The 22,744-nt window shown below is 41.4% G+C and carries 26 protein-coding genes; 19 read left to right on the top strand and 7 right to left on the bottom strand.

Going from position 1 to position 22,744, the window contains the following annotated elements:
• Positions 1-31 precede the first annotated feature (31 nt).
• Complete coding sequence (locus J7338_RS04545; protein WP_210795950.1) at positions 32-982, bottom strand: chemotaxis protein CheV; 951 nt, start codon at positions 980-982, stop codon at positions 32-34.
• A 169-nt stretch (positions 983-1,151) separates the two neighbouring features.
• Between J7338_RS04545 and J7338_RS04540 the strand changes: the two genes are divergently transcribed.
• On the top strand, positions 1,152-2,219 hold the full coding sequence (locus J7338_RS04540) for a potassium channel family protein (RefSeq protein WP_210795949.1): 1,068 nt from the start codon (positions 1,152-1,154) through the stop codon (positions 2,217-2,219).
• Positions 2,219-2,428 (top strand): hypothetical protein, encoded by a 210-nt coding sequence (locus J7338_RS04535; protein WP_210795948.1) that lies wholly within the window; start codon positions 2,219-2,221, stop codon positions 2,426-2,428. Before J7338_RS04540 ends, J7338_RS04535 begins: the two co-directional genes overlap by 1 nt.
• A gap of 62 nt (positions 2,429-2,490) precedes the next feature.
• Here the strand turns inward: J7338_RS04535 and J7338_RS04530 are convergent, their stop codons facing one another.
• Complete coding sequence (locus tag J7338_RS04530) at positions 2,491-3,522, bottom strand: cytosolic protein (protein ID WP_210795947.1); 1,032 nt, start codon at positions 3,520-3,522, stop codon at positions 2,491-2,493.
• An 87-nt stretch (positions 3,523-3,609) separates the two neighbouring features.
• Positions 3,610-4,068, bottom strand: coding sequence for an EVE domain-containing protein (locus J7338_RS04525; protein ID WP_210795946.1), 459 nt, complete (start codon positions 4,066-4,068; stop codon positions 3,610-3,612).
• A 77-nt stretch (positions 4,069-4,145) separates the two neighbouring features.
• Here J7338_RS04525 and tesB point away from each other — a divergent pair, with 77 nt between their 5' ends.
• Positions 4,146-5,003 (top strand): acyl-CoA thioesterase II, encoded by an 858-nt coding sequence (gene tesB, locus J7338_RS04520; RefSeq protein ID WP_210795945.1) that lies wholly within the window; start codon positions 4,146-4,148, stop codon positions 5,001-5,003.
• Between the two features lie 14 nt (positions 5,004-5,017).
• Here the strand turns inward: tesB and plsB are convergent, their stop codons facing one another.
• Both plsB and J7338_RS04510 read right to left on the bottom strand, forming a co-directional pair.
• Positions 5,018-7,462: a glycerol-3-phosphate 1-O-acyltransferase PlsB gene (gene plsB, locus J7338_RS04515; protein ID WP_210795944.1), complete on the bottom strand. Its 2,445-nt coding sequence runs from the start codon at positions 7,460-7,462 to the stop codon at positions 5,018-5,020.
• Positions 7,463-7,475: 13 nt separating this feature from the next.
• Positions 7,476-7,652 carry a hypothetical protein gene (locus J7338_RS04510; RefSeq protein ID WP_210795943.1) on the bottom strand — a complete coding sequence of 59 codons (177 nt, stop codon included), beginning with the start codon at positions 7,650-7,652 and terminating at the stop codon, positions 7,476-7,478.
• A 211-nt stretch (positions 7,653-7,863) separates the two neighbouring features.
• Between J7338_RS04510 and rpsJ the strand changes: the two genes are divergently transcribed.
• From rpsJ to rpsQ, 11 genes are read left to right on the top strand one after another with little or no spacing between them, the layout of a single operon-like run.
• Positions 7,864-8,175 carry a 30S ribosomal protein S10 gene (gene rpsJ / locus J7338_RS04505; RefSeq protein ID WP_002957900.1) on the top strand — a complete coding sequence of 104 codons (312 nt, stop codon included), beginning with the start codon at positions 7,864-7,866 and terminating at the stop codon, positions 8,173-8,175.
• A gap of 27 nt (positions 8,176-8,202) precedes the next feature.
• Positions 8,203-8,838: a 50S ribosomal protein L3 gene (rplC, locus tag J7338_RS04500; RefSeq protein ID WP_054206125.1), complete on the top strand. Its 636-nt coding sequence runs from the start codon at positions 8,203-8,205 to the stop codon at positions 8,836-8,838.
• 17 nt (positions 8,839-8,855) lie between these two features.
• The gene (gene rplD, locus J7338_RS04495; RefSeq protein WP_054206126.1) at positions 8,856-9,461 is read left to right on the top strand and encodes a 50S ribosomal protein L4; all 606 of its coding nucleotides are present in this window, start codon (positions 8,856-8,858) and stop codon (positions 9,459-9,461) included.
• Positions 9,458-9,760, top strand: a complete 303-nt coding sequence (gene rplW, locus J7338_RS04490) for a 50S ribosomal protein L23 (RefSeq protein WP_054206127.1) — start codon at positions 9,458-9,460, stop codon at positions 9,758-9,760. The genes rplD and rplW overlap by 4 nt, the downstream gene beginning before the upstream one ends.
• A 17-nt stretch (positions 9,761-9,777) precedes the next feature.
• Entirely contained in the window at positions 9,778-10,602 is an 825-nt protein-coding gene (gene rplB / locus J7338_RS04485; protein WP_007376192.1) for a 50S ribosomal protein L2, read from the top strand.
• A 15-nt stretch (positions 10,603-10,617) separates the two neighbouring features.
• Positions 10,618-10,896 (top strand): 30S ribosomal protein S19, encoded by a 279-nt coding sequence (gene rpsS / locus J7338_RS04480; RefSeq protein WP_010561269.1) that lies wholly within the window; start codon positions 10,618-10,620, stop codon positions 10,894-10,896.
• Positions 10,897-10,910: 14 nt separating this feature from the next.
• Positions 10,911-11,243, top strand: coding sequence for a 50S ribosomal protein L22 (gene rplV, locus J7338_RS04475; RefSeq protein WP_004588690.1), 333 nt, complete (start codon positions 10,911-10,913; stop codon positions 11,241-11,243).
• Positions 11,244-11,254: 11 nt separating this feature from the next.
• Entirely contained in the window at positions 11,255-11,956 is a 702-nt protein-coding gene (rpsC, locus tag J7338_RS04470) for a 30S ribosomal protein S3 (protein WP_054206128.1), read from the top strand.
• A 12-nt stretch (positions 11,957-11,968) separates the two neighbouring features.
• Positions 11,969-12,382, top strand: a complete 414-nt coding sequence (rplP, locus tag J7338_RS04465) for a 50S ribosomal protein L16 (RefSeq protein ID WP_002957890.1) — start codon at positions 11,969-11,971, stop codon at positions 12,380-12,382.
• The gene (gene rpmC / locus J7338_RS04460) at positions 12,382-12,573 is read left to right on the top strand and encodes a 50S ribosomal protein L29 (protein ID WP_054552371.1); all 192 of its coding nucleotides are present in this window, start codon (positions 12,382-12,384) and stop codon (positions 12,571-12,573) included. Before rplP ends, rpmC begins: the two co-directional genes overlap by 1 nt.
• The gene (rpsQ, locus tag J7338_RS04455; RefSeq protein WP_210795942.1) at positions 12,573-12,830 is read left to right on the top strand and encodes a 30S ribosomal protein S17; all 258 of its coding nucleotides are present in this window, start codon (positions 12,573-12,575) and stop codon (positions 12,828-12,830) included. Before rpmC ends, rpsQ begins: the two co-directional genes overlap by 1 nt.
• Before the next feature lie 1,021 nt (positions 12,831-13,851).
• On the opposite strand, the gene J7338_RS04450 is transcribed toward rpsQ, so the two are convergent.
• Complete coding sequence (locus tag J7338_RS04450) at positions 13,852-15,480, bottom strand: endonuclease (protein ID WP_210795941.1); 1,629 nt, start codon at positions 15,478-15,480, stop codon at positions 13,852-13,854.
• Positions 15,481-15,887: 407 nt separating this feature from the next.
• On the opposite strand from J7338_RS04450, the gene J7338_RS04445 reads away from it, so the two are divergent.
• The 5 genes from J7338_RS04445 (at position 15,888) to J7338_RS04425 (ending at position 21,676) form a co-directional block, all read left to right on the top strand.
• Positions 15,888-17,696, top strand: coding sequence for an assimilatory sulfite reductase (NADPH) flavoprotein subunit (locus J7338_RS04445; RefSeq protein ID WP_210795940.1), 1,809 nt, complete (start codon positions 15,888-15,890; stop codon positions 17,694-17,696).
• 61 nt (positions 17,697-17,757) lie between these two features.
• Complete coding sequence (gene cysI / locus J7338_RS04440) at positions 17,758-19,455, top strand: assimilatory sulfite reductase (NADPH) hemoprotein subunit (protein ID WP_210795939.1); 1,698 nt, start codon at positions 17,758-17,760, stop codon at positions 19,453-19,455.
• A gap of 41 nt (positions 19,456-19,496) precedes the next feature.
• A complete protein-coding gene (locus J7338_RS04435; protein WP_210795938.1) occupies positions 19,497-20,237 on the top strand; it encodes a phosphoadenylyl-sulfate reductase in 741 nt (246 codons plus the stop codon).
• 103 nt (positions 20,238-20,340) lie between these two features.
• Complete coding sequence (locus J7338_RS04430) at positions 20,341-21,111, top strand: substrate-binding periplasmic protein (RefSeq protein ID WP_210795937.1); 771 nt, start codon at positions 20,341-20,343, stop codon at positions 21,109-21,111.
• 34 nt (positions 21,112-21,145) lie between these two features.
• On the top strand, positions 21,146-21,676 hold the full coding sequence (locus J7338_RS04425) for a DUF4124 domain-containing protein (protein WP_210795936.1): 531 nt from the start codon (positions 21,146-21,148) through the stop codon (positions 21,674-21,676).
• Here J7338_RS04425 and J7338_RS04420 read toward each other — a convergent pair.
• Positions 21,673-22,515 (bottom strand): substrate-binding periplasmic protein, encoded by an 843-nt coding sequence (locus J7338_RS04420; protein ID WP_210795935.1) that lies wholly within the window; start codon positions 22,513-22,515, stop codon positions 21,673-21,675. The two genes, J7338_RS04425 and J7338_RS04420, sit on opposite strands and share 4 nt — an antisense overlap.
• Positions 22,516-22,744 lie beyond the last annotated feature (229 nt).

The raw sequence follows: 22,744 nt of genomic DNA, 5'->3' as shown, positions 1-22,744 counted from the left end.
ATTAGCGTGGCATTCCACGCTTTTGTATAGGCTATTTTTGTGAGTCGAGGAGTGCTTTTAAACGTGTTTGTACCTCTCCTACCAGTAAATCTGGCTGAAACTTAGACAAAAACGCATTACAACCCACTTTCTCGACCATGGCTTGGTTAAAGCTGCCGCTGAGAGATGTGTTAAGTACAACATGAAGATTTTTCAAGCGGTTATCGTTGCGGATCTCATGGGTTAAACGATAGCCATCCATTGCTGGCATTTCCGCATCGGTGATCACCATCAGTAACTCTTTCTCTACGTCCATGCCTTTATCAGCCCAAGCTTTAAGCATATTGAGTGCTTCAAGGCCATTGCTGGCTGGGATAATCTCAATACCCAGCTGCGTTAATGTATCGCTCACTTGCTTTCGTGCAGTGCGTGAGTCGTCTGCATGGAGTATTTTTCGGCCAGCAAATTCGTTCACGATACTTTTATCAAGTACCTCATCAGAGATTTGCACTTCGTACTCAACAATTTCTGCTAATACTTTTTCCACGTCAATGATCTCTACTAACTGCTCTTGACCATCACGTTGAATTTTAGTAAGCGCAGTTAGGTAATGATTTTTACCAATAGAGGAAGGCGGTGGCATTATATCTGACCATGTCATATTAACGATTTGATCAACCTTACCAATTAAAAACCCTTGTACCGTGCGATTGTATTCGGTGATCACTAAGTTACTATCCTCAGTGCTCTTGGTCGCAGGCATGCAAATCGCTTGGCGTAAATCAATAACAGGGATTGATTCACCACGAATATTGGCCACGCCTGATATTTTTGGATGGGCGTGTGGAATGATATTAAGACGCGGCAGTTTTACTACTTCTTTAACTTTAAAGACATTAAGAGCAAACAAGTGGCGACTGTGCAAATAAAACAATAATAACTCTAAGCGATTCTCACCAACGAGTTGAGTTCGTTGATCAACAGAGGCTAATACACCTGACATAACACGCTCGACTTTATAATTAATAATTCAAGTATAGCTTACACTGTTCTACTTTAAAAAAGCAGTTTAGAAAATAATCTTGAGCCTGAAAGGTATTTCAACCATTGCCTTCATTTAAGCGTTACAGTAACTTATCGGATAATTGATAGCTGAATAACCAAGTGTGGGCATGCCTTTTATATTTAAACGATTATTTTTACTAGTCCGAAATCATATTGATCAGGTTAGTTGGCAAGCTGTCGCTATTGCCACTTTATTACATATGGTCTTGATCTGGTTGTTGTTAATCTTCGCGGAAGAAGCCGCGCTAAGGCCCGTTAGCACCTTTGTTTATTACTATATCGTAACTACCTCAACGGTAGGCTATGGTGATTTTAGTGCAAGTACGGATCTGGGTAGATGGGTTGTAGCGATACTGCAAATTCCATTTGGTTTAGCTTTATTTGGTGTCTTGTTGGGTAAAACAGGGCAAACAGTTACTTATTTAATTAGGCGCGCTATGACGGGTGATAAGAGTTTTGCACATTTTCACAATCACATTATTATTTTTGGCTGGCATCAAATTCGTACAAAAAAAATGATTGATTATATTCTCGCTGACCAAAAGCGTTTGGATCGACGAATTTTGCTTGCGGTGACAGAGCCAATGGATCATCCATTTTTAACGAACGCGCATGTTGATTTTGTTCGCTTATCGAGCTTTACCGACTGTGAGGAGCTTGAACGTGTGGCGATTAAGCAGGCCGATAAAATTATTATTGATGGTCAAGATGACGATCAAACTTTTACCACTGCGTTGCGCATTAGTAAATTAGTTAAAGATGACTGCCATATTAGTGCGCACTTTAATGATGAGAGCAAAGTCGAAATGCTGCTAGAGCATTGCCACAATGTGGAATGTTCAAGTGCTAAATCAGCTGAAATTTTAGTTCGTTCAATGCAAGACCCAGGCTCTAGTCGGGTGCAAGAAGAGCTGCTATCGACTTTACACGGTGATACTCAGTTTAGTCTAGCTATTCCAGCTGATTTAGCGGTTATGGAGTTTGGTAAATTATTTCATCATTTTAAACACGATCATGATGCCATTTTACTTGGTGTGGCGCATAATTTAAGTGCACAAAATATGGATTTAAATCCACCATTAGATTATCCGGTTAACAGTGGTGATATTTTACATTACATCGCAATTGAACGTGTTTTAAGCAGTGAAGTCGATTGGCTGAGGCTTGCTAAGTAATGAATGAAGTGGCGTTTTTAATTCTGCTCTTGAGTGCTTATATCTTACCTGTGGTAATTGTGCTCAACAGTAAGCGCACCCAAGGACATGAAAAAAATGGCTGGCTAATCAGCATTATCCTCTTCTCATGGCTTGCACTGTTCATGTATTTTACGATAGTGCCTAAGCACGGACACAAAAAGAAAAGCATTAAGAAAAAGCAAGGTTAAAGCTCGCTAGGGCCTGTTTATATAAATTTGCCAACCGTGCTTGATTTAACAAACACGGTTTTTTATTTTAACTGTTTTAGTTTGTGCTCTACTAAAAGATCATCAGGGGCGAGTTGCTGAGCAACCTTGAGCAGTTGAATGGCATCCTTAGGGTGCTCATCTTGATGTTTTAGAGCAATATCAATTAAGGGTTGAATATTAATTGTTGCTTGATGTTCTTGCACATGCGCTGCTTTTTCATCAATAAGGATGTTGTGTGCTTTGCTTAATAATGCTTGGCGGTGTGCTGATTTAGCATTCGCCTTGTTGAGCCTTCTATAATAGTCTTCTTTAAAGCGCAGGGTTTTGGTTTGCAGACGAAACTGCGCAATATCGACTTGTTGATGGCTAATAAAGTCGACGGCCACTTGTTTATAAAAGCCAAATTTATTTAGGTATGTGGCATGAGTACTGTGACCCATACCGAATACGCGTAAGTGGGTTAGTTGCGAATAGCGCTTAGCATGGGCACGGTCAATACGATTGGTTGGGTCGTAAATTATATAGCCTTTAGCATTGCCTAAATCGAGATCGTGGTAATCTTGCTCCCAATCGAATTGTTGTGCTATATCGGTGCTTGAGCGGTCATCCCAAGGAGCAAGTGCTTTATTTTTGGTGCTAACAGGGTGAAATAACAGTACCTTATCTAGCTTTAGTAAATTAGCAAATGCACCCACAGCAAAGCCACCTCGGCTTAAGCCGTAACCTAATCGCTGGGTAAAGGGTGTTAGCAAGGGAGCGAGTTGTTCGAGGAAAAACAGTAAATTACGGTGTCTAAACCAATTACTTATTCCTAAGTGCTGAAAAGAAATAACATTAACATGTTGTTTTTGCGCTAGTTGAAATCCCCAAGGGCTAAAATCATCATTGAGATCATGCTCTTGGTAATTAGTACCTGCAGGAGAAAAGGTGAACAATAAAGGCCTATTTATATCAGTAAAGTGATACTTAACAAAAACATCGCCAAGTAAATCCCCCCCAGAGATAGGTAATCTGGTTTGCTGTTCATCTTGAGGTAGAGTTAACCACTCATCTAACCAATACAGTAATTTCATCTAACCCCCTAACTAAAACAAGCCGCCTATTTTAACAAATTTGAATAAAGAAGGAAAACGTGATGTATTAGCAGCAACCCATTGTTGTTACTCTGCCATTTTAATAATTGCTTGCCAATCTGCTTTAGTCACTGGCATTACTGATAAGCGGCCACCTTTTTTAAGCGCTATTTCGGTGATGGCACAATTTTCTTTAATCGCCTTTAGGCTGACTAATTTATTTAAATGCTGCTGATAAGTCACATCAACGACAACCCATCTCGGTTTATTACTGGTTGATTTAGGGTCATAATAATCACTGCTTAAATCAAATTGACAAGGATCTGGGTAGGCCTCAGCAGTCACTATTGCGATACCTGCAACACCTACGTGTTTACAGCTTGAATGATAAATCATCACTAAATCACCGTGTCTTACGCCATCACGCATAAAGTTGCGGGCTTGATAATTACGCACACCTTCCCAAACTGTAGTTTGATTTGGCGCATGTTTTAAATCATCTATTGAAAAAGCATCGGGTTCAGTCTTAAATAGCCAATATGCCATACTAGGTTTCCTAACAAAGATTTACTTCCCTCTAGTGTATAGTATTATTAACTTATCTGGGATTGAAGAGTAAGAAAATGAGCCAAGTTTTAGATGATTTACTATCGTTATTAACATTAGAAGAAATAGAGCAAGGCTTGTATCGCGGGCAAAGCCAAGATCTGGGATTTCGTGCGGTATTTGGCGGTCAAGTAATGGGTCAAGCACTATCTGCTGCTAAAGAAACCTTACCGGAAGGCCGTATTGTTCATTCACTGCATTCTTACTTTTTACGCCCAGGCGATGCTGCCAAACCAATAGTATATGATGTTGAAACAATCCGTGATGGTAAGAGCTTTAGTACGCGTCGTGTTAGTGCGATTCAATATGGCAAACCTATTTTTTATATGACGGCATCATTCCAAGGTGCTGAAGAAGGCTTGTCGCATCAAGCCACAATGCCAGATGTACCTGCACCTGAAGAGCTGCGCTCATCGCTTGAGTTTTACCAAGCAAATGCTGAGCATATTCCTGAGGTGATCCGTAATAAGTTTATTCGTGAAGTGCCGATTGATATGCGTCCGGTCACTTTTCATAACCCGTTTAAGCCTGAGGTAATGGAGCCGGTTAAGCATATTTGGTTCAAAGCCAATGGCGAGATGCCTGATGATCAACGTATTCATAATTACTTATTAGCGTATGCGTCGGACTTTGAGTTTTTACCAACCGCATTACAGCCGCACGGTGTGTCATTTATGCAGCCCAATATGCAGGTCGCAACCATTGACCATGCGATGTGGTTTCATCGTCCGTTTCGTCTAGATGATTGGATTTTATATACCATTGACAGCCCAAGTGCGAGTTCAGGGCGCGGCTTAGTGCGCGGCCAGTTCTTTGATCGTCAAGGCAATTTAGTGGCCTCAACGATCCAAGAAGGTGTAATGCGTCAGCGCTGATAGACGGCTTTCAGCTACTTTTTGTTACATTGCCCTTGCACAATATCACTAATCGACTGCCAGACCCGTGCTGGCAATAATGCTTTAAGATGCATATACACTTCGCACAGCTCTGTACTGCCTCGCAAGCTATTATCGGTTTCGCTAATTAAACCTTGCTCGCGTAAGTTGCTAATAAAACCTACCAATACTTTTTTGTCAAAAAACTCAGGGGTTTTAATGCCGTGCAAAGTGCCTAAGCGCTCAGCCAGTACTTGGCTTTCACGTTCTAATTCTTCGCGCTCAATACTTAGGCTTGTTTGAATAAAACCCGTCACAATCGCATAGCGTTGTAAGGTTAAACTTAATGCCCGACCGAGAATTTCAAGTTTGGCTAAGCAATCATTACTATTGGTAATTTTGATATTATCACCATCAATTTCAATTAAATCTTGATCAACAAAGCTGGCTAAAATACGGGTAATATAATTTTCATCGAGTTCGTGTAAAAACCATTCCTTAGCAAATAATGGGTAAAAACAGTTAATCAATGCTTGGCATTGTACAATGGTGGTTTTATGGCTTTTAAATATATGCAGTGCTAGTAAGCTTGGCACTGCAAAAACATGCAGAATATTATTGCGATAATAGTTAAACAGGGTTTTTTCTTTATCGCTAATAGCAATAATTTCGCCAAATTCATCACTGATCACATCAAATTTATTCAGTTTTAACGCATGCGCTAATAGTTGCTCTGGGCTTTCATCTGGGATGGTGATTTTTTCACTGTAACTAGCACAGCGTTGCAGGTGTAAGTAAAAATCTAGCTGTGCTAACAACTTAGGTTTACTCAGCGCTTGTTTATCATTTACTAGCAATATCATTGCCAGTAAGTTAACGGAGTTAAGGGCTGCGGCACTGTTGATATTAACCATGACTTTAGCGGTAAGTGTTGCGACTTGAGGCCCAAGCCACTGCGGTTTTTGCACATCAGTAGGGTGAATAGATTCACGCCAATCAGGTTGCTGCTCATTTAAATATTGATTGATTGAGATTGGATCGCCAAAGTTTAAATAACCACGACCATAGTTCTTTAAATTTTTAATCGCTTTAAAAATACCAAAAATAGACTCGCCTTTTTTATCGTTGCCCGCAAGTTCCTTCAGGTAAGTATTAATTTCCATCACGTGCTCGTAACCAATATATACAGGCACAATCGAAATTGGCCGATCAATGCCGCGCAGCATAGCTTGTAGAGTCATTGCTAACATGCCGGTTTTTGGTGGTAGTAAACGGCCAGTGCGACTGCGACCACCTTCTGTGTAAAACTTGACAGAATAACCTTTAATAAACAGTTGGCTTAAATACTCTTTAAACACGGCTGAATAGAGCTTGTTGCCCGCGAATGAACGGCGAATAAAAAATGCCCCTGAGCGGCGGAAGATACCACCGGCAGGGAAAAAGTTTAAGTTAATACCCGCTGCAATATGTGGTGGCACTAAACCTAAATGATAAATAGAGTAGGTAAGTAGTAAGTAATCCATGTGCGAGCGATGGCATGGCATATAGATGATCTCATGACCTTTATTGGTTAAGTCATGTAACTGTTCGGTATATTTAACTTCAATGCCGTTATACAGTTTATTCCATAGCCAAGTGAGCGCGCGATCGGCAACTCGAATGGTCGCGTCACTGTAATTGGCCGCTATTTCATCAAGCAGCTTTAACGCATTTTGCTGTGCCTGTTGTTGACTGATGTTTTTTTCTTTGGCTTCAGTTTGTACCGCTTTTTTAATGGTGGGTGAGGCTAATAACGAATTAAACAGCTGTTCTCGTGAGGGCATTTTAGGCCCCGTCGCTGCTAGTTTTTGACGACGAAAATGCACCCGTGCCACGCGCAGTAGTTTATGTGGTAACTCATCAACATCGGCCTTTTCGTTAATCAGTAGTGATAAGTCCAGCGGCTGACTAAAGCGAATAAAGTTGTCTCGACCAGAGAATAGTAAAACAAAAAACTTACGAAACCAGCTTGGGGTCAGTGAATGTGACACTAGCGTGCCTAATCCTGGCTTCTCTTTACCTGGATTACGGCCCCATAGAATAGTTACTGGCAGCACTTGCACATTTTGCTCACCGTTGGCCAGTAATTGCTCAATAATTTGTTTACCTTGATTTAGAGCATCGGTTGGTTTAGCTGTGTTACCAAACAATGGTGGCGGATTTTGTAAACCAATAAAGCGCTCTAGTTCTTGGCCGCCGAGCAGTTGTGACTGCATAGGGGAAGGTAAGCCAAACGTTTTGCAGACTTTATCTAGCGCCGCTAAATCTGAGCGTGCATTAAGTTTAACAATATAAAAGGTTGGATATGCCGGATTAAGGCCGTATTGTTCGATTGGGTTTTCAGGCAGCACCTTGCTTTTAACGAACAGGCTATTTATTACCTTAGAGAAAACATTCAAACAATAATTAAAAATACGCATCAACTCACCAACGTTAGAGGGTAAAAAGCAAAATAAGCGCAGATAATACCAAGTAATAACTGGACTGACCATTATCATTAATAGCAAGCACTCCCATCTCACCTATCGCTGTAGATGACCTTCTGTAACGACCGCCCTTTTCTGCGGTATAAATAACAGTCATATCGGCAGTTTGAAATAGTTGTTGCATTTATCACCAATGTCACTATAATACGCAGGCTTTCAAAATTCCCCTGGGAACTTGGAAGGAACATTAAGCTTGGATTTCAAGCTAATAAAACAGGAGTTCCGATTTGGAACTCAACGTAGATATAAATCAACAACCGGCATCTTATGTTTTTAAGATTGTTTCGGTCGTTTTTTTATGCTCTTTTAAATGCTCTTTATATTGAGGTTTAAGAATGTCAAATCAACGCATTCGTATTCGCCTAAAAGCTTTTGACCACCGTTTGATTGACCAATCAACGGCGGAAATCGTGGAAACTGCGAAACGCACTGGCGCACAAGTACGTGGTCCAATTCCACTACCTACACGCTTTGAACGTTTTACTGTACTTACATCACCGCACGTTAATAAAGACGCGCGTGATCAGTACGAGATCCGCACCCATAAACGTCTGATCGACATCGTAGAACCAACTGACAAGACTGTAGACGCACTTATGCGTTTAGACCTTGCTGCTGGTGTTGATGTTCAAATCAGCCTGGGTTAATCGGAAGATTAGAGAGGTTTTAGGAAAATGGCATTAGGTCTAGTCGGTCGTAAAGTGGGTATGACACGTATCTTCACTGAAGATGGTGTATCTATCCCTGTGACAGTTATTGAAGCGACTCCTAACCGCATTGCTCAGATCAAATCTGACGCAACAGACGGTTATAACGCGCTTCAAGTAACCGCAGGCACTAAAAAAGCAAGCCGTGTAAACAAAGCAACAGCGGGTCACTTCGCTAAAGCTGGTGTTGAAGCGGGTCGCGGTCTGTGGGAATTCCGCCTAAATGGTGGTGAAGGCGATTTTGAAGTAGGCGCTGAGCTTACTGTTGAATTATTCAACGAAATCAACAAAGTTGACGTAACCGGTACTTCTAAAGGTAAAGGTTTCCAAGGTGGTGTTAAGCGCTGGAATTTCAGCATGCAAGACGCTACACATGGTAACTCTCTATCTCACCGTGCTCCTGGTTCAATCGGTCAAAACCAATCACCTGGTAAGGTGTTTAAAGGTAAGAAAATGGCCGGTCATATGGGTGCTGAGCGTGTAACGACTCAAAACTTAGAACTAGTACGCGTTGACGCTGAGCGTAACTTGCTTTTAGTTAAAGGTGCAGTACCTGGCGCTATCGGCGGTGACGTTATCGTTAAACCTGCTGTTAAAGCATAAGTCCTGGAGATTTAGTGATGGAATTAGCAATTAAAGACGCTTCTGGCGGTCTTGAAGTTTCTGAAGCTACTTTTGGACGTGAGTTTAACGAAGCATTAGTACATCAAGTAGTTGTTGCATACGCAGCAGGTGCTCGTCAAGGTACTCGTGCTCAGAAGACACGTTCTGAAGTAAGCGGTGGTGGTAAAAAACCATGGGCTCAAAAAGGTACTGGCCGTGCACGTGCTGGTACAATCCGTAGTCCAATTTGGCGTTCAGGTGGCGTTAGCTTCGCAGCTAAACCACAAGACCACAGCCAAAAAGTAAACCGTAAAATGTACCGCGGTGCGATCAAAAGCATTTTATCTGAATTAGTTCGTCAAGAGCGTTTAATCGTTGTTGAAAGTTTTGCTCTAGCAGCACCAAAAACTAAAGAACTAGTTGCTAAGCTTAAAGAACTTGAGCTTAAAGATGTTCTAATCGTAACTGAAGAAGTAGATGAGAATCTATTTTTATCGGCACGTAACCTGTACAAGGTTGACACGCGTGATGTAGCTGGTATCGACCCTGTAAGCTTAATCGCTTTCGATAAGGTACTTATTACAGCAGCTGCTGTTAAGCAACTTGAGGAGACGCTAGCATGATTCGTGAAGAACGTCTTTTAAAAGTGATCCTTGCTCCACATATCTCTGAAAAAAGCACTATTGCTGCTGAAGAAAACAACACAATCGTTTTCAAAGTAGTAAATGACGCAACTAAAGCTGAAGTTAAAGCAGCTGTAGAGAAGCTTTTTGAAGTGGAAGTAACTGGTGTTCGCACACTTAATGTTAAGGGTAAAACAAAACGTACTGGCGCACGTTTCGGTCGTCGTAGCGACTGGAAAAAAGCTTACGTTACTCTTAAAGAAGGCAGCGAACTAGACTTTGTCGGCGGCGCCGAGTAATAAGGGGAGTTAGAATTATGGCACTTCAAAAGTGTAAGCCAACTTCTGCGGGTCGTCGTCACCTAGTTAAAGTGGTAAACCCAGATCTACATAAGGGCAAGCCATACGCACCACTATTAGAGAAAAACTCTAAATCAGGTGGTCGTAATAACAATGGTCGTATTACGGTTCGTCATATCGGTGGTGGTCATAAGCAGCATTACCGTTTAATCGATTTTAAACGTACTAAAGATGGCATTCCAGCCACTGTTGAGCGTTTAGAATATGATCCAAATCGTAGCGCAAACATCGCACTTGTATTATATGCAGACGGTGAGCGTCGTTACATTATCGCACCAAAAGGCTTAAAAGCTGGTGATGCAATCCAGTCTGGTGTTGATGCACCAATCAAGCCTGGTAATGCATTACCTATGCGCAATATGCCTGTAGGTTCGACTGTTCACAACGTAGAATTAAAACCAGGTAAAGGTGCTCAAATCGCACGTTCTGCTGGTGCATACGTTCAAATCCTTGCGCGTGATGGTCAGTATGTAACATTACGTCTTCGTTCAGGCGAAGTTCGTAAAGTTGAATCTGATTGTCGTGCAACGCTAGGTGAAGTAGGCAATGCTGAGCATATGCTTCGTTCACTTGGTAAAGCAGGTGCAAACCGCTGGCGTGGTATTCGTCCGACAGTTCGTGGTGTTGCCATGAACCCGGTTGATCACCCACACGGTGGTGGTGAAGGTCGTACATCTGGTGGTCGTCATCCTGTGTCTCCATGGGGTAAGCCGACTAAAGGTGCTAAGACGCGTAAGAACAAGCGTACGGATAAATTTATAGTACGTCGTCGTACTAAGTAATATTGAGGAATAGCCATGCCACGCTCTCTCAAGAAGGGTCCTTTTATAGACCTACACTTGCTGAAGAAGGTAGAGAAAGCTTTGGAAAGCGGTGACAAGAAGCCAATTAAAACTTGGAGCCGTCGTTCAATGATCATACCTAACATGATCGGATTGACCATTGCTGTCCATAATGGTCGCCAGCATGTACCAGTTTTCGTTTCTGACGAAATGATCGGTCACAAACTAGGTGAATTTGCACCAACTCGCACTTACCGTGGCCACGCTGCGGATAAGAAAGCGAAGAAACGTTAAGAGGGGAATGATAAATGCAAGCATTAGCTAAACATAAATTCGCCTCTGGTTCGGCGCAAAAAGCACGTCTAGTTGCAGATCAGATCCGCGGGTTACCTGTCGATCGCGCACTAGAAATCCTGGCGTACAGCCCTAAGAAAGCGGCTGTATTAGTTAAGAAAGTACTTGAGTCTGCTATTGCTAACGCAGAGCATAACGAAGGTGCTGACATTGATGAGCTACGTGTAACAACGATCTTTGTGGACGATGGTCCAACAATGAAACGTATTATGCCACGTGCTAAAGGACGCGCAGACCGCATCCTTAAGCGTACAAGCCACATCACTGTTGTGGTTTCAGATAGCTAGGAGTATAAGTAATGGGACAAAAAGTTCATCCTACTGGTATTCGCCTAGGTATATCTAAACCTTGGGTTTCTACCTGGTACGCGAGTTCAAAAGATTTCTCTGCACAGCTTTTTGGCGATCACAAAGTACGTACATTCCTTACTAAGGAATTGAAAGCGGCTTCTGTGTCTAAAATCGTTATTGAGCGTCCAGCAAAATCAATCCGCGTAACAATTCACACGGCTCGTCCGGGTGTTGTTATCGGTAAAAAAGGCGAAGACGTAGAAAAATTACGTCAAGCGGTAACTAAGATTGCTGGTGTACCTGCTCAGATCAATATTTCTGAAGTACGTAAACCAGAACTAGATGCACAACTAGTAGCAGACGGCATTGCCTCTCAGCTAGAGCGTCGTGTTATGTTCCGTCGCGCTATGAAGCGTTCGGTACAAAATGCAATGCGCATCGGTTCTAAAGGGATCAAAGTTGAAGTTAGCGGTCGTCTTGGCGGCGCAGAAATCGCACGTTCAGAATGGTATCGTGAAGGTCGTGTACCTCTACATACTCTTCGTGCTGATATCGACTACGCAACTTCTGAAGCCTTAACCACTTATGGTATCATTGGTGTTAAAGTTTGGATCTTCAAAGGCGAAGTTATTGGTGGTTTACCACTAGTACAAGAGCAAGAGAAGCCAGCTAAACGCGCACCAAAGAAAGCCAAAAAAAGTGCTAAGTAGAGGTAGCGAGTAATGTTACAGCCAAAACGTACAAAATTCCGTAAAATGCACAAAGGCCGCAACCGTGGCTTAGCGCAAAACGGTAACAAAGTAAGCTTCGGTACTTTCGGTTTGAAAGCTACTGGCCGTGGCCGCATGACTGCTCGTCAAATCGAAGCAGCTCGTCGTGCCATGACACGTCACGTGAAACGTCAAGGTAAAATCTGGATCCGTGTCTTCCCTGACAAACCGATCACAGAAAAGCCTCTTGAAGTTCGTATGGGTAAAGGTAAAGGTTCTGTTGAATATTGGGTTGCTGAAATTCAGCCTGGTAAAGTACTTTACGAAATGGAAGGTGTTTCTGAAGAGCTTGCTCGTGAAGCATTCGACCTTGCTGCTCGTAAACTGCCATTCAAAACAACTTTCGTAACTCGGACGGTAATGTGATGAAAGCAAGCGAACTAAAAGATAAAAGCGTAGAAGAGCTTAATGCTGAACTTCTAGGTCTTCTTCGTGAGCAGTTTAACCTGCGCATGCAAGCAAGCACTGGTCAGTTAGCTCAAACTCACACGCTAAGAACAGTACGTCGCGATATCGCACGTGTAAAAACAGTTATTAACCAGAAGGCAGGTCAATAATGAGTGATAAAATTCGTACTCTTCAAGGCACTGTAACTAGCGACAAGATGGAAAAATCTTTCACTATCGCTATCGCACGTTACGTGAAGCACCCAATCTATGGGAAATTCATCAAACGTACGACTAAGTTACACGTACATGACGAAAATAACACAGCAAAAGCGGGTGACGTTGTTACTATCCGTGAATGCGCTCCAATCTCTAAGACTAAGTCTTGGACATTAGTAGATGTTATTTCTAGTCCAAAACAAGCTTAATTTTTAATTAAGTCTGTTTTATAAAAAGCCCCGGCATTAGCTGGGGCTTTTTGTTTATAAAGAGCTATAAGCGGTAAGTTTTAAGCCGTCAGCCGTCAGCCGTCAGCCGTCAGCAGCTCGGAGTGAAGTTGAACGCCAGAGTCTATTGAGGGCCGAGAAGAAAAGAGCGTCACGAATACGTTGGCATTATACTTTTATCACCACAAAGCAATATTATTGATATGTAGATTGTAGTTTATTTGTAAGTATTTGATTTTAATTGTAATTTAAATTTGACTTTGGGTGGAGTTTTGTGTTATTTGACATGTTCTTCTTTTAGGTTTATAATAGCTCTATCGGTGGTTAATTAGGAAAAATAAGTAACCAGTTAAGTGATAGATATCAAACTAATCAACAAAGGAGGTGCGAACTAACATAGAACTCTGTACAGATCAAATACCACTCAACGATAATCATAAGCACAACTTTCTTTCAAACAAAAATTAACAATACACATCAAGATAACCTTGATGTGGGTTTAGTTGTGCCTGCATAAAACAAGGAAAAAGAATGGAAGAAAATAACAATGTTCATATTTATAATAACTGCAATATCATCACATTTAATATCCACAAAGAAAAGCCACAGATAAAAGAAGAAGACTCTCATCCAAATTATTTCCTTAGGAGATTGGTGGGGGGCTTAGTCTTACTATGTTGTTTTTTTATTGAGCAATTGTTTAGCTCATGGTTCGGCTCAAATGTATATCCTCATATAGTTAGTTTTCTTATAAGCCAATTTTCTGTAGAGAATCTATCAATTATCAACTATCCACCTATTTAATAGGTAGGAAGGTTTTGTTAAATCATAAGTCTCTAATCTATTATAATAAAAAGAATGTGCCGATTGAGATAATAAAAAGCCTTTGCAAATGCAAAGGCTGATGTTTTTCTGCGCTGACCGCTGACCGCTGACCGCTGACCGCTGACCGCTGACCGCTGACCGCTGACCGCTGACCGCTGACCGCTGACCGCTGACCTTTTTACCAAATCATCTCTACAAACTCAGGGTGATCGACAAATGGGTTACGATTACCTTGATGCTCATAAGCGGCTTGGTTTCTATCTAGTTCAAGTTGACTGACGGGATCGTCGTTATGCCAATTAACTAGCATAGTTACTGCCCAATTCTCAAATACTTGGTTTGATGTGCCATTAAGTACTGCGTTACTTGCGGTGGTGTTGTTTTGCCAAGTACCAATGACGTTTTCGTAGCGGGTTGCCATATAGAAGTAGGCGCGAGCAAAGTCACCTTTAAATTCATCGATTGGCTCAAATACCGTGCCTGAGTAATTAATCGAGCTTGCTGCACTGCCAAGTTTACTGCCATTGCTTGAGGTGAAACTGGCGCTGCCCACTTCACCAAACGGGTAGTTGCTACGTTTTGAATTAACATAACCATCGCTTGCAAAAATATGGTGAACGTCTGAGTTCATCGGTTCATTCTTGCCGCCAAACCAACTTTTCGGAAATGAATGTTCGCGGTTATAACAATCTGCTTCACTATTGTAACTGCCGCATTGATCACTTACAGCGGCATAGTTATAGCTGTCTTGGTCGGTGGGATTTTCTGAATAGCGATCGAGTATTGAATTGTCATTTTCAAAGTACTTATCCCGTGAAGCAATATCGTAAAAACGCCAAATAGCTGAATAACCTTGTGAGTTGTGGCCTTTAACAATGTTATATAGCGCTGTTTTTAGAGCGTAGTCTGTTAAACCTTGTGCTGTAACATAGTAGTCAGTTGGCTCGCTGGGCGGCGTTTCTGGATTGGTATTATCACCAAGTATAAAGAGAGTTGCTTCACTGCTTTGAAAGCTACTGCCGCTAGCCAATGTTGTTTGGGCGGATGTTAGCGCGTAGCTGCCATTACCAAATGAACAGCAGATACCGTCGCCGTAACTATCAAAAATACTAAACGTGTAATCGCCATCAACTAAGCAAGCTTGCTCTGTGTAGCTGTTGTTACCACTATAACCGCCACCAGATGCAACGGTTGTACCTTGAGCATTAATTATTTGCCAACTAGTTTCTTCGCCATAATTATCAGTTGTTAGCGCTAAACTAACCGTATTATTGGCACAACCTGATGGCGGCGGTGTGCTGCTACCAGAGCTTGGCATGAAACTATCCACATACACAGTTTCACTGCCATCAAAGCCACTAACATCATAAAAGCGCAGGCCAACGCTAATCGTAGTATTGCTGGTTGCAGTATAATCATGACTGATCTGTTGCCATTGATTTAATAGCGCAGGGTTTGAGTAGCCTTGGTAGCCGTCGGCAATTAGACGGGCTTTAACACCGCCTTCGGTGTGATAAATCCAGCTTGAAAATAGATAGCTTTGGCCTGCTTCAACAGTCACTGTTTGCCGTAAATCAGTATTACTTTGACTAGCGGTATTAACCACTACTTTTGCAGCAAGGGTTCCTGAATTTACTATGGTATTTGAAGCTGATAGTGCAATACCGGAATCAATGATGCTCCAATCGCTCGGGGTATTGCCTGACCAATTTTCAAAATCACCATTATCTATGGCGGCTAAGCAAGGCTGTGCTGTTGATAAAACAGCACTGGCGAGTATGAGTTTTCTATATGCCCCGTGTGACATAGTGTTTCCTTATTGTATTTATAGTCGGCGCACAGAATGTGGCTCAATCGACTATAGCCTACCTGTGTTATGTTGCAAAAAAGTTAATGTGTATTTTAAAAAGAATGAAGTGAACAATTTCTTGTATGATATTTCTGAGCGGCTAAGCGTGGCGCTGAAATTGTCAGCAATTATTCTTACCTTTTTAAACTGTTTTTACTGATTAATTTATAAATTAATAACTAAATGGAATAACAAAGCAGATTCTATTCTTTTTTTATTAGCGCGTACCCCGTTATTCTTCACTCAAGAGAAATTTTTAGGGCCTGAGTTATTTGCCTTAAAGTCGACACAAATTTTAGGCAAAGTGATGACTGCAATCAGTAATCATTTTGTCGATAACTTTCAGGGTTACGGGGAATTAATTCATGTTGTTAGGTCAACTTAATGCGCTAGCAAGTCCACTATCGCAAGAGCAAGTACAAAAGCTACAAGGTTTAGTGGCTGAGCTTAATCCAATTCAGCAAGCATGGGTAAGTGGCTATCTTGCTGCGAATGCCAATACGACAGCTTTGGGTGGTGTTGTTGGTGCTGCACCAAGTGCTGGGGATGCAGCTGCATTGACCATTTTATATGGCTCGCAAACTGGTAACTCAAAAGGCGTTGCAACTAAGCTCAAAGAACAGGCTGAATCACGTGGTTTAGCCGTGAAACTAGTAAGCATGTCTGATTACAAACCAACAGCCCTGAAAAAAGAAAAATTCCTTACGGTCGTGGTTTCAACTTACGGTGAAGGTGAGCCGCCAGAAGATGCGGAAACATTGCATGAATTTTTAGCAACCAAAAAAGCACCTAAGCTTGATGGTGTTAAAATAGCGGTGATTGGTTTAGGCGATTCAAGCTATGAGTTCTTCTGCCAAACGGCAAAAGATTTTGAAGAGCGTTTAAATAAATTAGGCGCAGAGACTATTTATCAGCGCGCTGATTTAGATGTTGATTACGATGATGAAGCGGCAACGTGGATCACGGGTGCACTTGATGCGTTTGAACCTGATTTAAAAGCGCAGCAAAGTACAACTGGTGGGCAAGTGGTGCCATTTGGTGCACCAGCAATTGCTGCCAGCCAATATACCAAGCAAAACCCATTTGCGGCAGAGCTGAGTTTAGTACAAAAGATCACTGGCCGTGATTCAACCAAAGATGTGCGTCACGTTGAAATTTCATTAGAAGGCTCAGATATTACTTATACCCCAGGGGATTCGCTGGGTGTGTATTTTTTAAATGACGAAGCGTTGGTTGATGAAGTACTAACACTGACGCAAATCGATGCTGCAAGCCAAGTAAAAGTTGCTGATGAAGAGTTAAACGTTCGTGATGCATTGATTGAAAAGCTTGAACTGACTCAGTCATACCCAGGGTTTGTCGAAAAATACGCAATCGCAACGGGTGCACCTGAGTTACTAAGGCTCGTTGAAGATAAAGCGGCTATGCGTGAATACATTGAACCTCGTCAAATCTTTGATGTGATCCGCCAAAATCCAGCCAAGCTTGATGCACAAACTTTAGTTGATTGCCTACGCAAATTACAAGCGCGTTTATATTCTATCGCTTCAAGTCAAGCTGAGGTTGAAGATGAAGTACATCTAACCATTGGTCTGGTTGAATTTGAAGCCTTTGGTAGTGAGCACTTTGGTGGTTGTTCAGGTTATTTAGCACGTCGTGCCGAAGAAGGTTGCAAGGTAAAAGTATTTAGCGAGCATAATGATAACTTTCGTTTACCAGCTAACGACGAAACACCTGTGATCATGGTCGGCCCTGGTACTGGTATTGCACCGTTCCGGGCTTTCTTACAAGAGCGTGATGCCCGTGAAGCATCAGGTAAAAACTGGTTGTTCTTTGGTAACCCTCATTTTACCCAAGACTTTCTATATCAAGTAGAAATTCAAGGTTACTTAAAGTCGGGTTTATTAAGCAAAGTGGATGTCGCGTTCAGTCGCGATCAAGCTGAAAAAGTATATGTACAAGATAAACTTCGTAGTAATAGTAAAGAAGTTTTTGCATGGCTAGAGGCTGGCGCGCATTTTTATATTTGTGGTGACGCTAACCGCATGGCAAAAGATGTTCATCAAGTATTGATAGGCATCATTGAAGAAAATACGGGTAAGAGCAAGGAAGACGCAGAGCAATACTTAAAAGATTTACGTAGCGCAAACCGCTATCAGAAAGATGTGTACTAACCGCGCTTCTTATTTTATTTAACATCTAATTATCGTAACTGTAATAAATTTAGGATTTAAAATGAGCGAACAAGATAAAAACGTAAAGCTTTCTGATAACGAGCGCTTAAAAGGCGAAAGTGACTTTTTGCGCGGCACAATAGCTCAGGGGTTAAAAGATGAAATTACTGGTGGTTTTACCGCAGATAACTTTCAGTTAATTCGTTTTCATGGCATGTATCAACAGGATGATCGTGATATACGCTCTGAACGTGTAAAGCAGAAATTAGAGCCTTTACATAATGTTATGCTGCGCGCGCGTATGCCTGGCGGTATCATTAAACCCGCACAGTGGTTAGCAGTTGATAATTTTTCCGGTGATAAAACAACGTATGGCAGCATTCGTTTAACTACCCGACAAACATTTCAATTTCATGGTGTATTAAAGCCAGAAATAAAAGGCATGCACCAATTACTCGATAGTGTTGGTATTGATTCTATAGCAACGGCGGGTGACGTTAATCGTAATGTACTTTGTACGACTAATCCTGTTGAATCCGAACTGCATTTAGAGGCTTATCAATGGGCTGTGAAAATTTCTGAGCATTTATTACCAAAAACCAAAGCATACGCTGAAATTTGGTTAGATGGTGAAAAGACAGAAACCACAGAAGAACCCATTTTAGGGGCGACTTATTTACCGCGCAAATTTAAAACTACGGTAACAATTCCACCTAATAACGAGGTTGACATACATGCTAACGACTTAAACTTTGTTGCGATTGCACAAAACGGCAAACTAGTTGGTTTTAATGTGTTGGTGGGTGGGGGCCTTGCTATGACTCATGGTGATACTGCAACTTACCCACGCAAAGCTGATGAATTTGGTTTTATACCTCTTGAGCATACATTGAGTGTAGCTGAACATGTTTTATCAGTTCAGCGTGATTGGGGGAATCGCGAAAATCGTAAAAATGCAAAAACAAAGTACACGTTAGATCGTGTTGGTACAGATGCATTTAAAGCTGAAGTTGAAAAACGTGTTGGTGTTAAATTTGAGCCGATTAGACCTTATAAGTTCACTCATCGTGGCGATCGCATCGGCTGGGTTGATGGCATTGATGGAAAGAGTCATTTAACACTCTTCATCCAAAGTGGTCGTATTTTGGATTACCCAGACAAGCCACTAAAAACAGGTTGTCGCAAAATTGCTGAAATTCATCAAGGTGATTTTCGGATGACGGCAAATCAAAACCTGATCATTGCCGGTGTGCCAGCTGATCAAAAAGCAATAATCGAAAAAATTGCTCGTGAACACGGTTTGATTGATGACAAAGATTCTGAGCAGCGAAAAAACTCAATGGCCTGTGTTTCTCTACCGACTTGCCCTTTAGCGATGGCGGAAGCTGAGCGTTATTTACCAAGTTTAATTGAAAAAACCGAAGCGCTGCTTGCTAAGCACGGTATTCCTGATGACAGTATTATTATGCGTGTTGTAGGTTGTCCGAATGGCTGTGGCCGCGCAATGTTGGCAGAAGCAGGGTTGGTGGGTAAAGGTCCAGGCAAATACAATGTTTACTTAGGTGGCAATCTTGAAGGTACGCGCATTCCTAAGTTGTATTTAGAGAATGTCGGTGAAGACGTGTATTTAGAGGCCTTTGACAAATTAATAGGTCAATGGGCAGCTGAACGTAATGACGGCGAATGCTTTGGTGATTTTGTGATCCGCAAAGGCATTGTTGCTGAAGTTAAAGTCTCAGCAACCGATTTCTACGCATAATTTAAAGCAAGCGTTCGCCTTGCTAAGGTTTGGAATTTACTATGAGTGAATTTAAAAATATTTTACAGCTTGATAAAGAAAGCCAAGCAACACTGCTGGCTGATGCAAATGGCGTATTAAAAGATATGAGCGCTGAACAGCGTGTAGCATGGACACTGGAAAACTTGCCAGATACGCAATTTTTATCATCAAGCTTTGGTATTCAAGCCGCAGTAATGTTGCATTTAGTTACGTCACAAAAAGCTGATATTCCAGTGGTGCTAACTGATACCGGTTATTTATTCCCAGAGACTTATCAGTTTATTGAGCAAATGACCGAACGTTTATCACTAAATTTAAAAGTGTATAAGTCGCAGTTAAGCCCGGCTTGGCAAGAAGCCAAGTTTGGTAAGTTATGGGAGTTAGGCGAAGCGGGTATTAAACAATATAACCAGCTTAATAAAGTTGAGCCAATGACTCGCGCATTAAAAGACATTAATGCAGGTACTTGGTTTAGTGGCTTGCGCCGTGATCAATCATCAACGCGTGCCAATAAGCAAGTTGTTGAAATTAGCCGTGGCACGGTAAAGGTTTATCCAATCATCGAATGGTCAAACCGCGATGTTTATCAGTACCTAACTAAACATGACTTACCATACCACCCATTATGGGAGCAGGGGTATGTGTCAATGGGCGATGTGCATACTACGCGTAAACTAGAGCCAGGTATGACCGAAGAAGAGACCCGCTTTTTTGGTCTAAACCGTGAATGTGGCCTACACATTGATGGTGATGGGATCTAATTCTGCTGGTAAAAATATAAGCAAACTTCTTTAGCTGAGATTGCTAACTATAACGATTATTAAAGCGCAGCCTAGCTGCGTTTTATATTTTTTTGACTATAATATGAACAGTCGTTATAAATTGATGCGCATGTTTTTTATGAAACCACATTACGTAATTTTCTTTTTATTATTTTCTAATAGTCTTTTTGCTGATAGCCTTCGTATCGCCTTACCCGAGCAAGATTACCCCCCTTATCACTTTGTTTGTTCAAAAAAAGGAATTTTAAATGACGTTCTTACATCGTTTTCGATGGCTACAGGGATACAAATCGACTACACCTTCGTCCCTGAAATGCGCTCGGCGAAGATGGTGAAGCAAGGTGATGTGGATGCACGAATGGAATCCGAAATTTGGCTTGTAGATGATGGGCCCTATTATTGGAGCCAAGAGATAGTGGTGATCGAAGATGTGCTGGTAATAGCTCGCGGGGCTGAACTAATTGACTTTAAAGAATTAGACAATTTAAAGGGCGGTGTTTTACTCGGGCGATTTGGTTATGTTTATCCAAAATATGAGCTACCAGTAAAGAGCAGGGCTCTGCACCGTGAGAATTTTTATTCCGACTTAGAAATATTGCAAAGTTTGTATAAAGACACTGATACTAGTAAACGCTTTACTGTAATGTCGCGCTCTGTTGTAAACTGGTATATAAAAAAGAACCCCGAGCTTGCTATTTTAACCATCAGTGATGTGAATGTTGGTAAGGCACCGCTGCAGTTGCAATTCTCTTTTAATACAAGGGGTAAAAAGTACGCGAAAGAATTTAATGATTTTTTACAAAGCTTGAAAGATAATGGTGGACTAGCTAAAATAATAGCTCGCTATCAATGATAGCAATCGAGCACTTTAACTCAAAGGATTGAATATGAAGTATTTTGCGTACCTAGCTATTATGGTATTGCTGATCAGTGTTGCGGCATTATTTTATTTGCAACGACCTGATGGTCAAACGTGGTTAACCAGTGATGGGATTAGTCGTCAATCAAATCAGCTAACTGAACAAATGGTCGCGTTATCCAGTGATACCTTGGCCATGGCTGCCAAATTGGTCAGTGAGACCAGCCAAAAAGTTGTAGAATCAATTACCGATGAAAGCTCAGTAGCAACGACCGTTATTTTTAAATGGCAAGATCAGCAAGGCCAATGGCATTACTCAGATCAGCCTAATCCAGACGGTACAAGTGAAAAAGTAATTATCGATCCGCGTGATATTACGGTACTTGCCGCCGAAGATACGTCTATTTTAAAAGGTACCTCAAAAACAACTAATATGTCTTTAATACCAAACTCAAGCAGTGTTTATGATCCTGTGGTGATGAAAAAGCTGTTTGAGGATGCAGAGCAAGTGAAAGAGCGGTTAGAGCAGCGTACTAAATCGCTACAAGAAACGCATTAATTGGCTTCAATAGCGCTGTTTGGCTGTGCTTTGTCAGGCTGCGTAAAAAATTGTTGCTTAATGTTTGGCAGATTATAGGCTTTTAACCAGTGCTCAGTAGCTATTATAAGTTCTCCAGAGGCAATTAATTTTGTCAGACCTTCATCGAAGCTATCTCTGACGGACTTATCTTGAAAAACAATGTATGAACCTTGGTAGTTTAAAATATCTTTATATATAAAATTTGCAGGGTCAAGTTGGGTGTTTGTTGAGGTATGCCAATAGAGCATTAAGTAATCGCCGACACGAGCATCGATCTTATTGGTAACTAATTGTTTATTTAGTGCTTGTTGATTTCCTACTTCACTATAATGTGTGAGCACCTGTGTTGCTATATTTTTATATTCAGCCCCAAATATATCGCTGGCCCCTATAAAACTGCCAACTTTTAAATCTTTTAAATCGTTCAACGTAGCTACTTTTTCGGTCCATGGTGAAGGGAGCATGGTCACGCGGTTCATAAATCGTACACGATAACGAGAAGTAAATGCTTGTGTAGTTGGTTGTGCCGTATAGTTGATCGCGATATCTGCGACTTTATTATTGAAGTAGCGTTGAATAGCATCATTATTTAACGGCACCAGTTGCAGGTTTTGATAGCCTTGCATTAGTAACACTTGAACCACAAGCTGATCGAAGTAACCATTGCCGATTACGTCATCTTGCATAAAATAAGGTGCAAAATTACCGGATGCAATAATCAGTTTTTCATTTTCACGCAATTGAGCAGATAAGCTGACCACTAAAAGAGCCATTATTAATATCGTTTTAGAGGCATTAAATGGTTCGATTAATTGCATGATCTTACTGCTATACATGTTGGTCATGCACAGCCTCGATGTTCATCAAACAGATCCGAGACGAATAAATAATATCCAGCCACAATAAGGCATAGGCTAAGTACAATGAATACCCTCAGAGCTGTGCTCATCTTCTGCTCGGTCATAGTATGGAGGTGTTAATGATAAGATAAATTAAGTGTAGTTAATAATGAGTAAGCTGACTTGTTTTACATCAAAAAATTAAGGG

Source organism: Pseudoalteromonas ostreae (genome assembly GCF_018069805.1).
GTDB classification, from domain to species: Bacteria; Pseudomonadota; Gammaproteobacteria; order Enterobacterales; family Alteromonadaceae; genus Pseudoalteromonas; species Pseudoalteromonas ostreae.
The sequence above is the reverse complement of the archived record's forward strand: the minus strand, read 5'-3'. Positions and strand labels throughout refer to the sequence as shown.

What these genes read in the sequence shown, in the direction of transcription:
- rplP (WP_002957890.1), top strand. Translation starts at nt 11,969, where the DNA reads ATGTTACAGCCAAAACGTACAAAATTCCGTAAAATGCACAAAGGCCGC.
- J7338_RS04420 (WP_210795935.1), bottom strand. Translation starts at nt 22,515, where the DNA reads ATGCAATTAATCGAACCATTTAATGCCTCTAAAACGATATTAATAATG.
- J7338_RS04430 (WP_210795937.1), top strand. Translation starts at nt 20,341, where the DNA reads ATGAACAGTCGTTATAAATTGATGCGCATGTTTTTTATGAAACCACAT.
- J7338_RS04535 (WP_210795948.1), top strand. Translation starts at nt 2,219, where the DNA reads ATGAATGAAGTGGCGTTTTTAATTCTGCTCTTGAGTGCTTATATCTTA.
- rpsQ (WP_210795942.1), top strand. Translation starts at nt 12,573, where the DNA reads ATGAGTGATAAAATTCGTACTCTTCAAGGCACTGTAACTAGCGACAAG.
- cysI (WP_210795939.1), top strand. Translation starts at nt 17,758, where the DNA reads ATGAGCGAACAAGATAAAAACGTAAAGCTTTCTGATAACGAGCGCTTA.
- rpsC (WP_054206128.1), top strand. Translation starts at nt 11,255, where the DNA reads ATGGGACAAAAAGTTCATCCTACTGGTATTCGCCTAGGTATATCTAAA.
- rplC (WP_054206125.1), top strand. Translation starts at nt 8,203, where the DNA reads ATGGCATTAGGTCTAGTCGGTCGTAAAGTGGGTATGACACGTATCTTC.
- J7338_RS04530 (WP_210795947.1), bottom strand. Translation starts at nt 3,522, where the DNA reads ATGAAATTACTGTATTGGTTAGATGAGTGGTTAACTCTACCTCAAGAT.
- rplV (WP_004588690.1), top strand. Translation starts at nt 10,911, where the DNA reads ATGCAAGCATTAGCTAAACATAAATTCGCCTCTGGTTCGGCGCAAAAA.
- rpmC (WP_054552371.1), top strand. Translation starts at nt 12,382, where the DNA reads ATGAAAGCAAGCGAACTAAAAGATAAAAGCGTAGAAGAGCTTAATGCT.
- rplB (WP_007376192.1), top strand. Translation starts at nt 9,778, where the DNA reads ATGGCACTTCAAAAGTGTAAGCCAACTTCTGCGGGTCGTCGTCACCTA.
- J7338_RS04545 (WP_210795950.1), bottom strand. Translation starts at nt 982, where the DNA reads ATGTCAGGTGTATTAGCCTCTGTTGATCAACGAACTCAACTCGTTGGT.
- J7338_RS04525 (WP_210795946.1), bottom strand. Translation starts at nt 4,068, where the DNA reads ATGGCATATTGGCTATTTAAGACTGAACCCGATGCTTTTTCAATAGAT.
- rpsS (WP_010561269.1), top strand. Translation starts at nt 10,618, where the DNA reads ATGCCACGCTCTCTCAAGAAGGGTCCTTTTATAGACCTACACTTGCTG.
- J7338_RS04450 (WP_210795941.1), bottom strand. Translation starts at nt 15,480, where the DNA reads ATGTCACACGGGGCATATAGAAAACTCATACTCGCCAGTGCTGTTTTA.
- J7338_RS04540 (WP_210795949.1), top strand. Translation starts at nt 1,152, where the DNA reads ATGCCTTTTATATTTAAACGATTATTTTTACTAGTCCGAAATCATATT.
- tesB (WP_210795945.1), top strand. Translation starts at nt 4,146, where the DNA reads ATGAGCCAAGTTTTAGATGATTTACTATCGTTATTAACATTAGAAGAA.
- rplD (WP_054206126.1), top strand. Translation starts at nt 8,856, where the DNA reads ATGGAATTAGCAATTAAAGACGCTTCTGGCGGTCTTGAAGTTTCTGAA.
- J7338_RS04510 (WP_210795943.1), bottom strand. Translation starts at nt 7,652, where the DNA reads ATGCAACAACTATTTCAAACTGCCGATATGACTGTTATTTATACCGCA.
- plsB (WP_210795944.1), bottom strand. Translation starts at nt 7,462, where the DNA reads ATGCGTATTTTTAATTATTGTTTGAATGTTTTCTCTAAGGTAATAAAT.
- rpsJ (WP_002957900.1), top strand. Translation starts at nt 7,864, where the DNA reads ATGTCAAATCAACGCATTCGTATTCGCCTAAAAGCTTTTGACCACCGT.
- J7338_RS04445 (WP_210795940.1), top strand. Translation starts at nt 15,888, where the DNA reads ATGTTGTTAGGTCAACTTAATGCGCTAGCAAGTCCACTATCGCAAGAG.
- rplW (WP_054206127.1), top strand. Translation starts at nt 9,458, where the DNA reads ATGATTCGTGAAGAACGTCTTTTAAAAGTGATCCTTGCTCCACATATC.
- J7338_RS04425 (WP_210795936.1), top strand. Translation starts at nt 21,146, where the DNA reads ATGAAGTATTTTGCGTACCTAGCTATTATGGTATTGCTGATCAGTGTT.
- J7338_RS04435 (WP_210795938.1), top strand. Translation starts at nt 19,497, where the DNA reads ATGAGTGAATTTAAAAATATTTTACAGCTTGATAAAGAAAGCCAAGCA.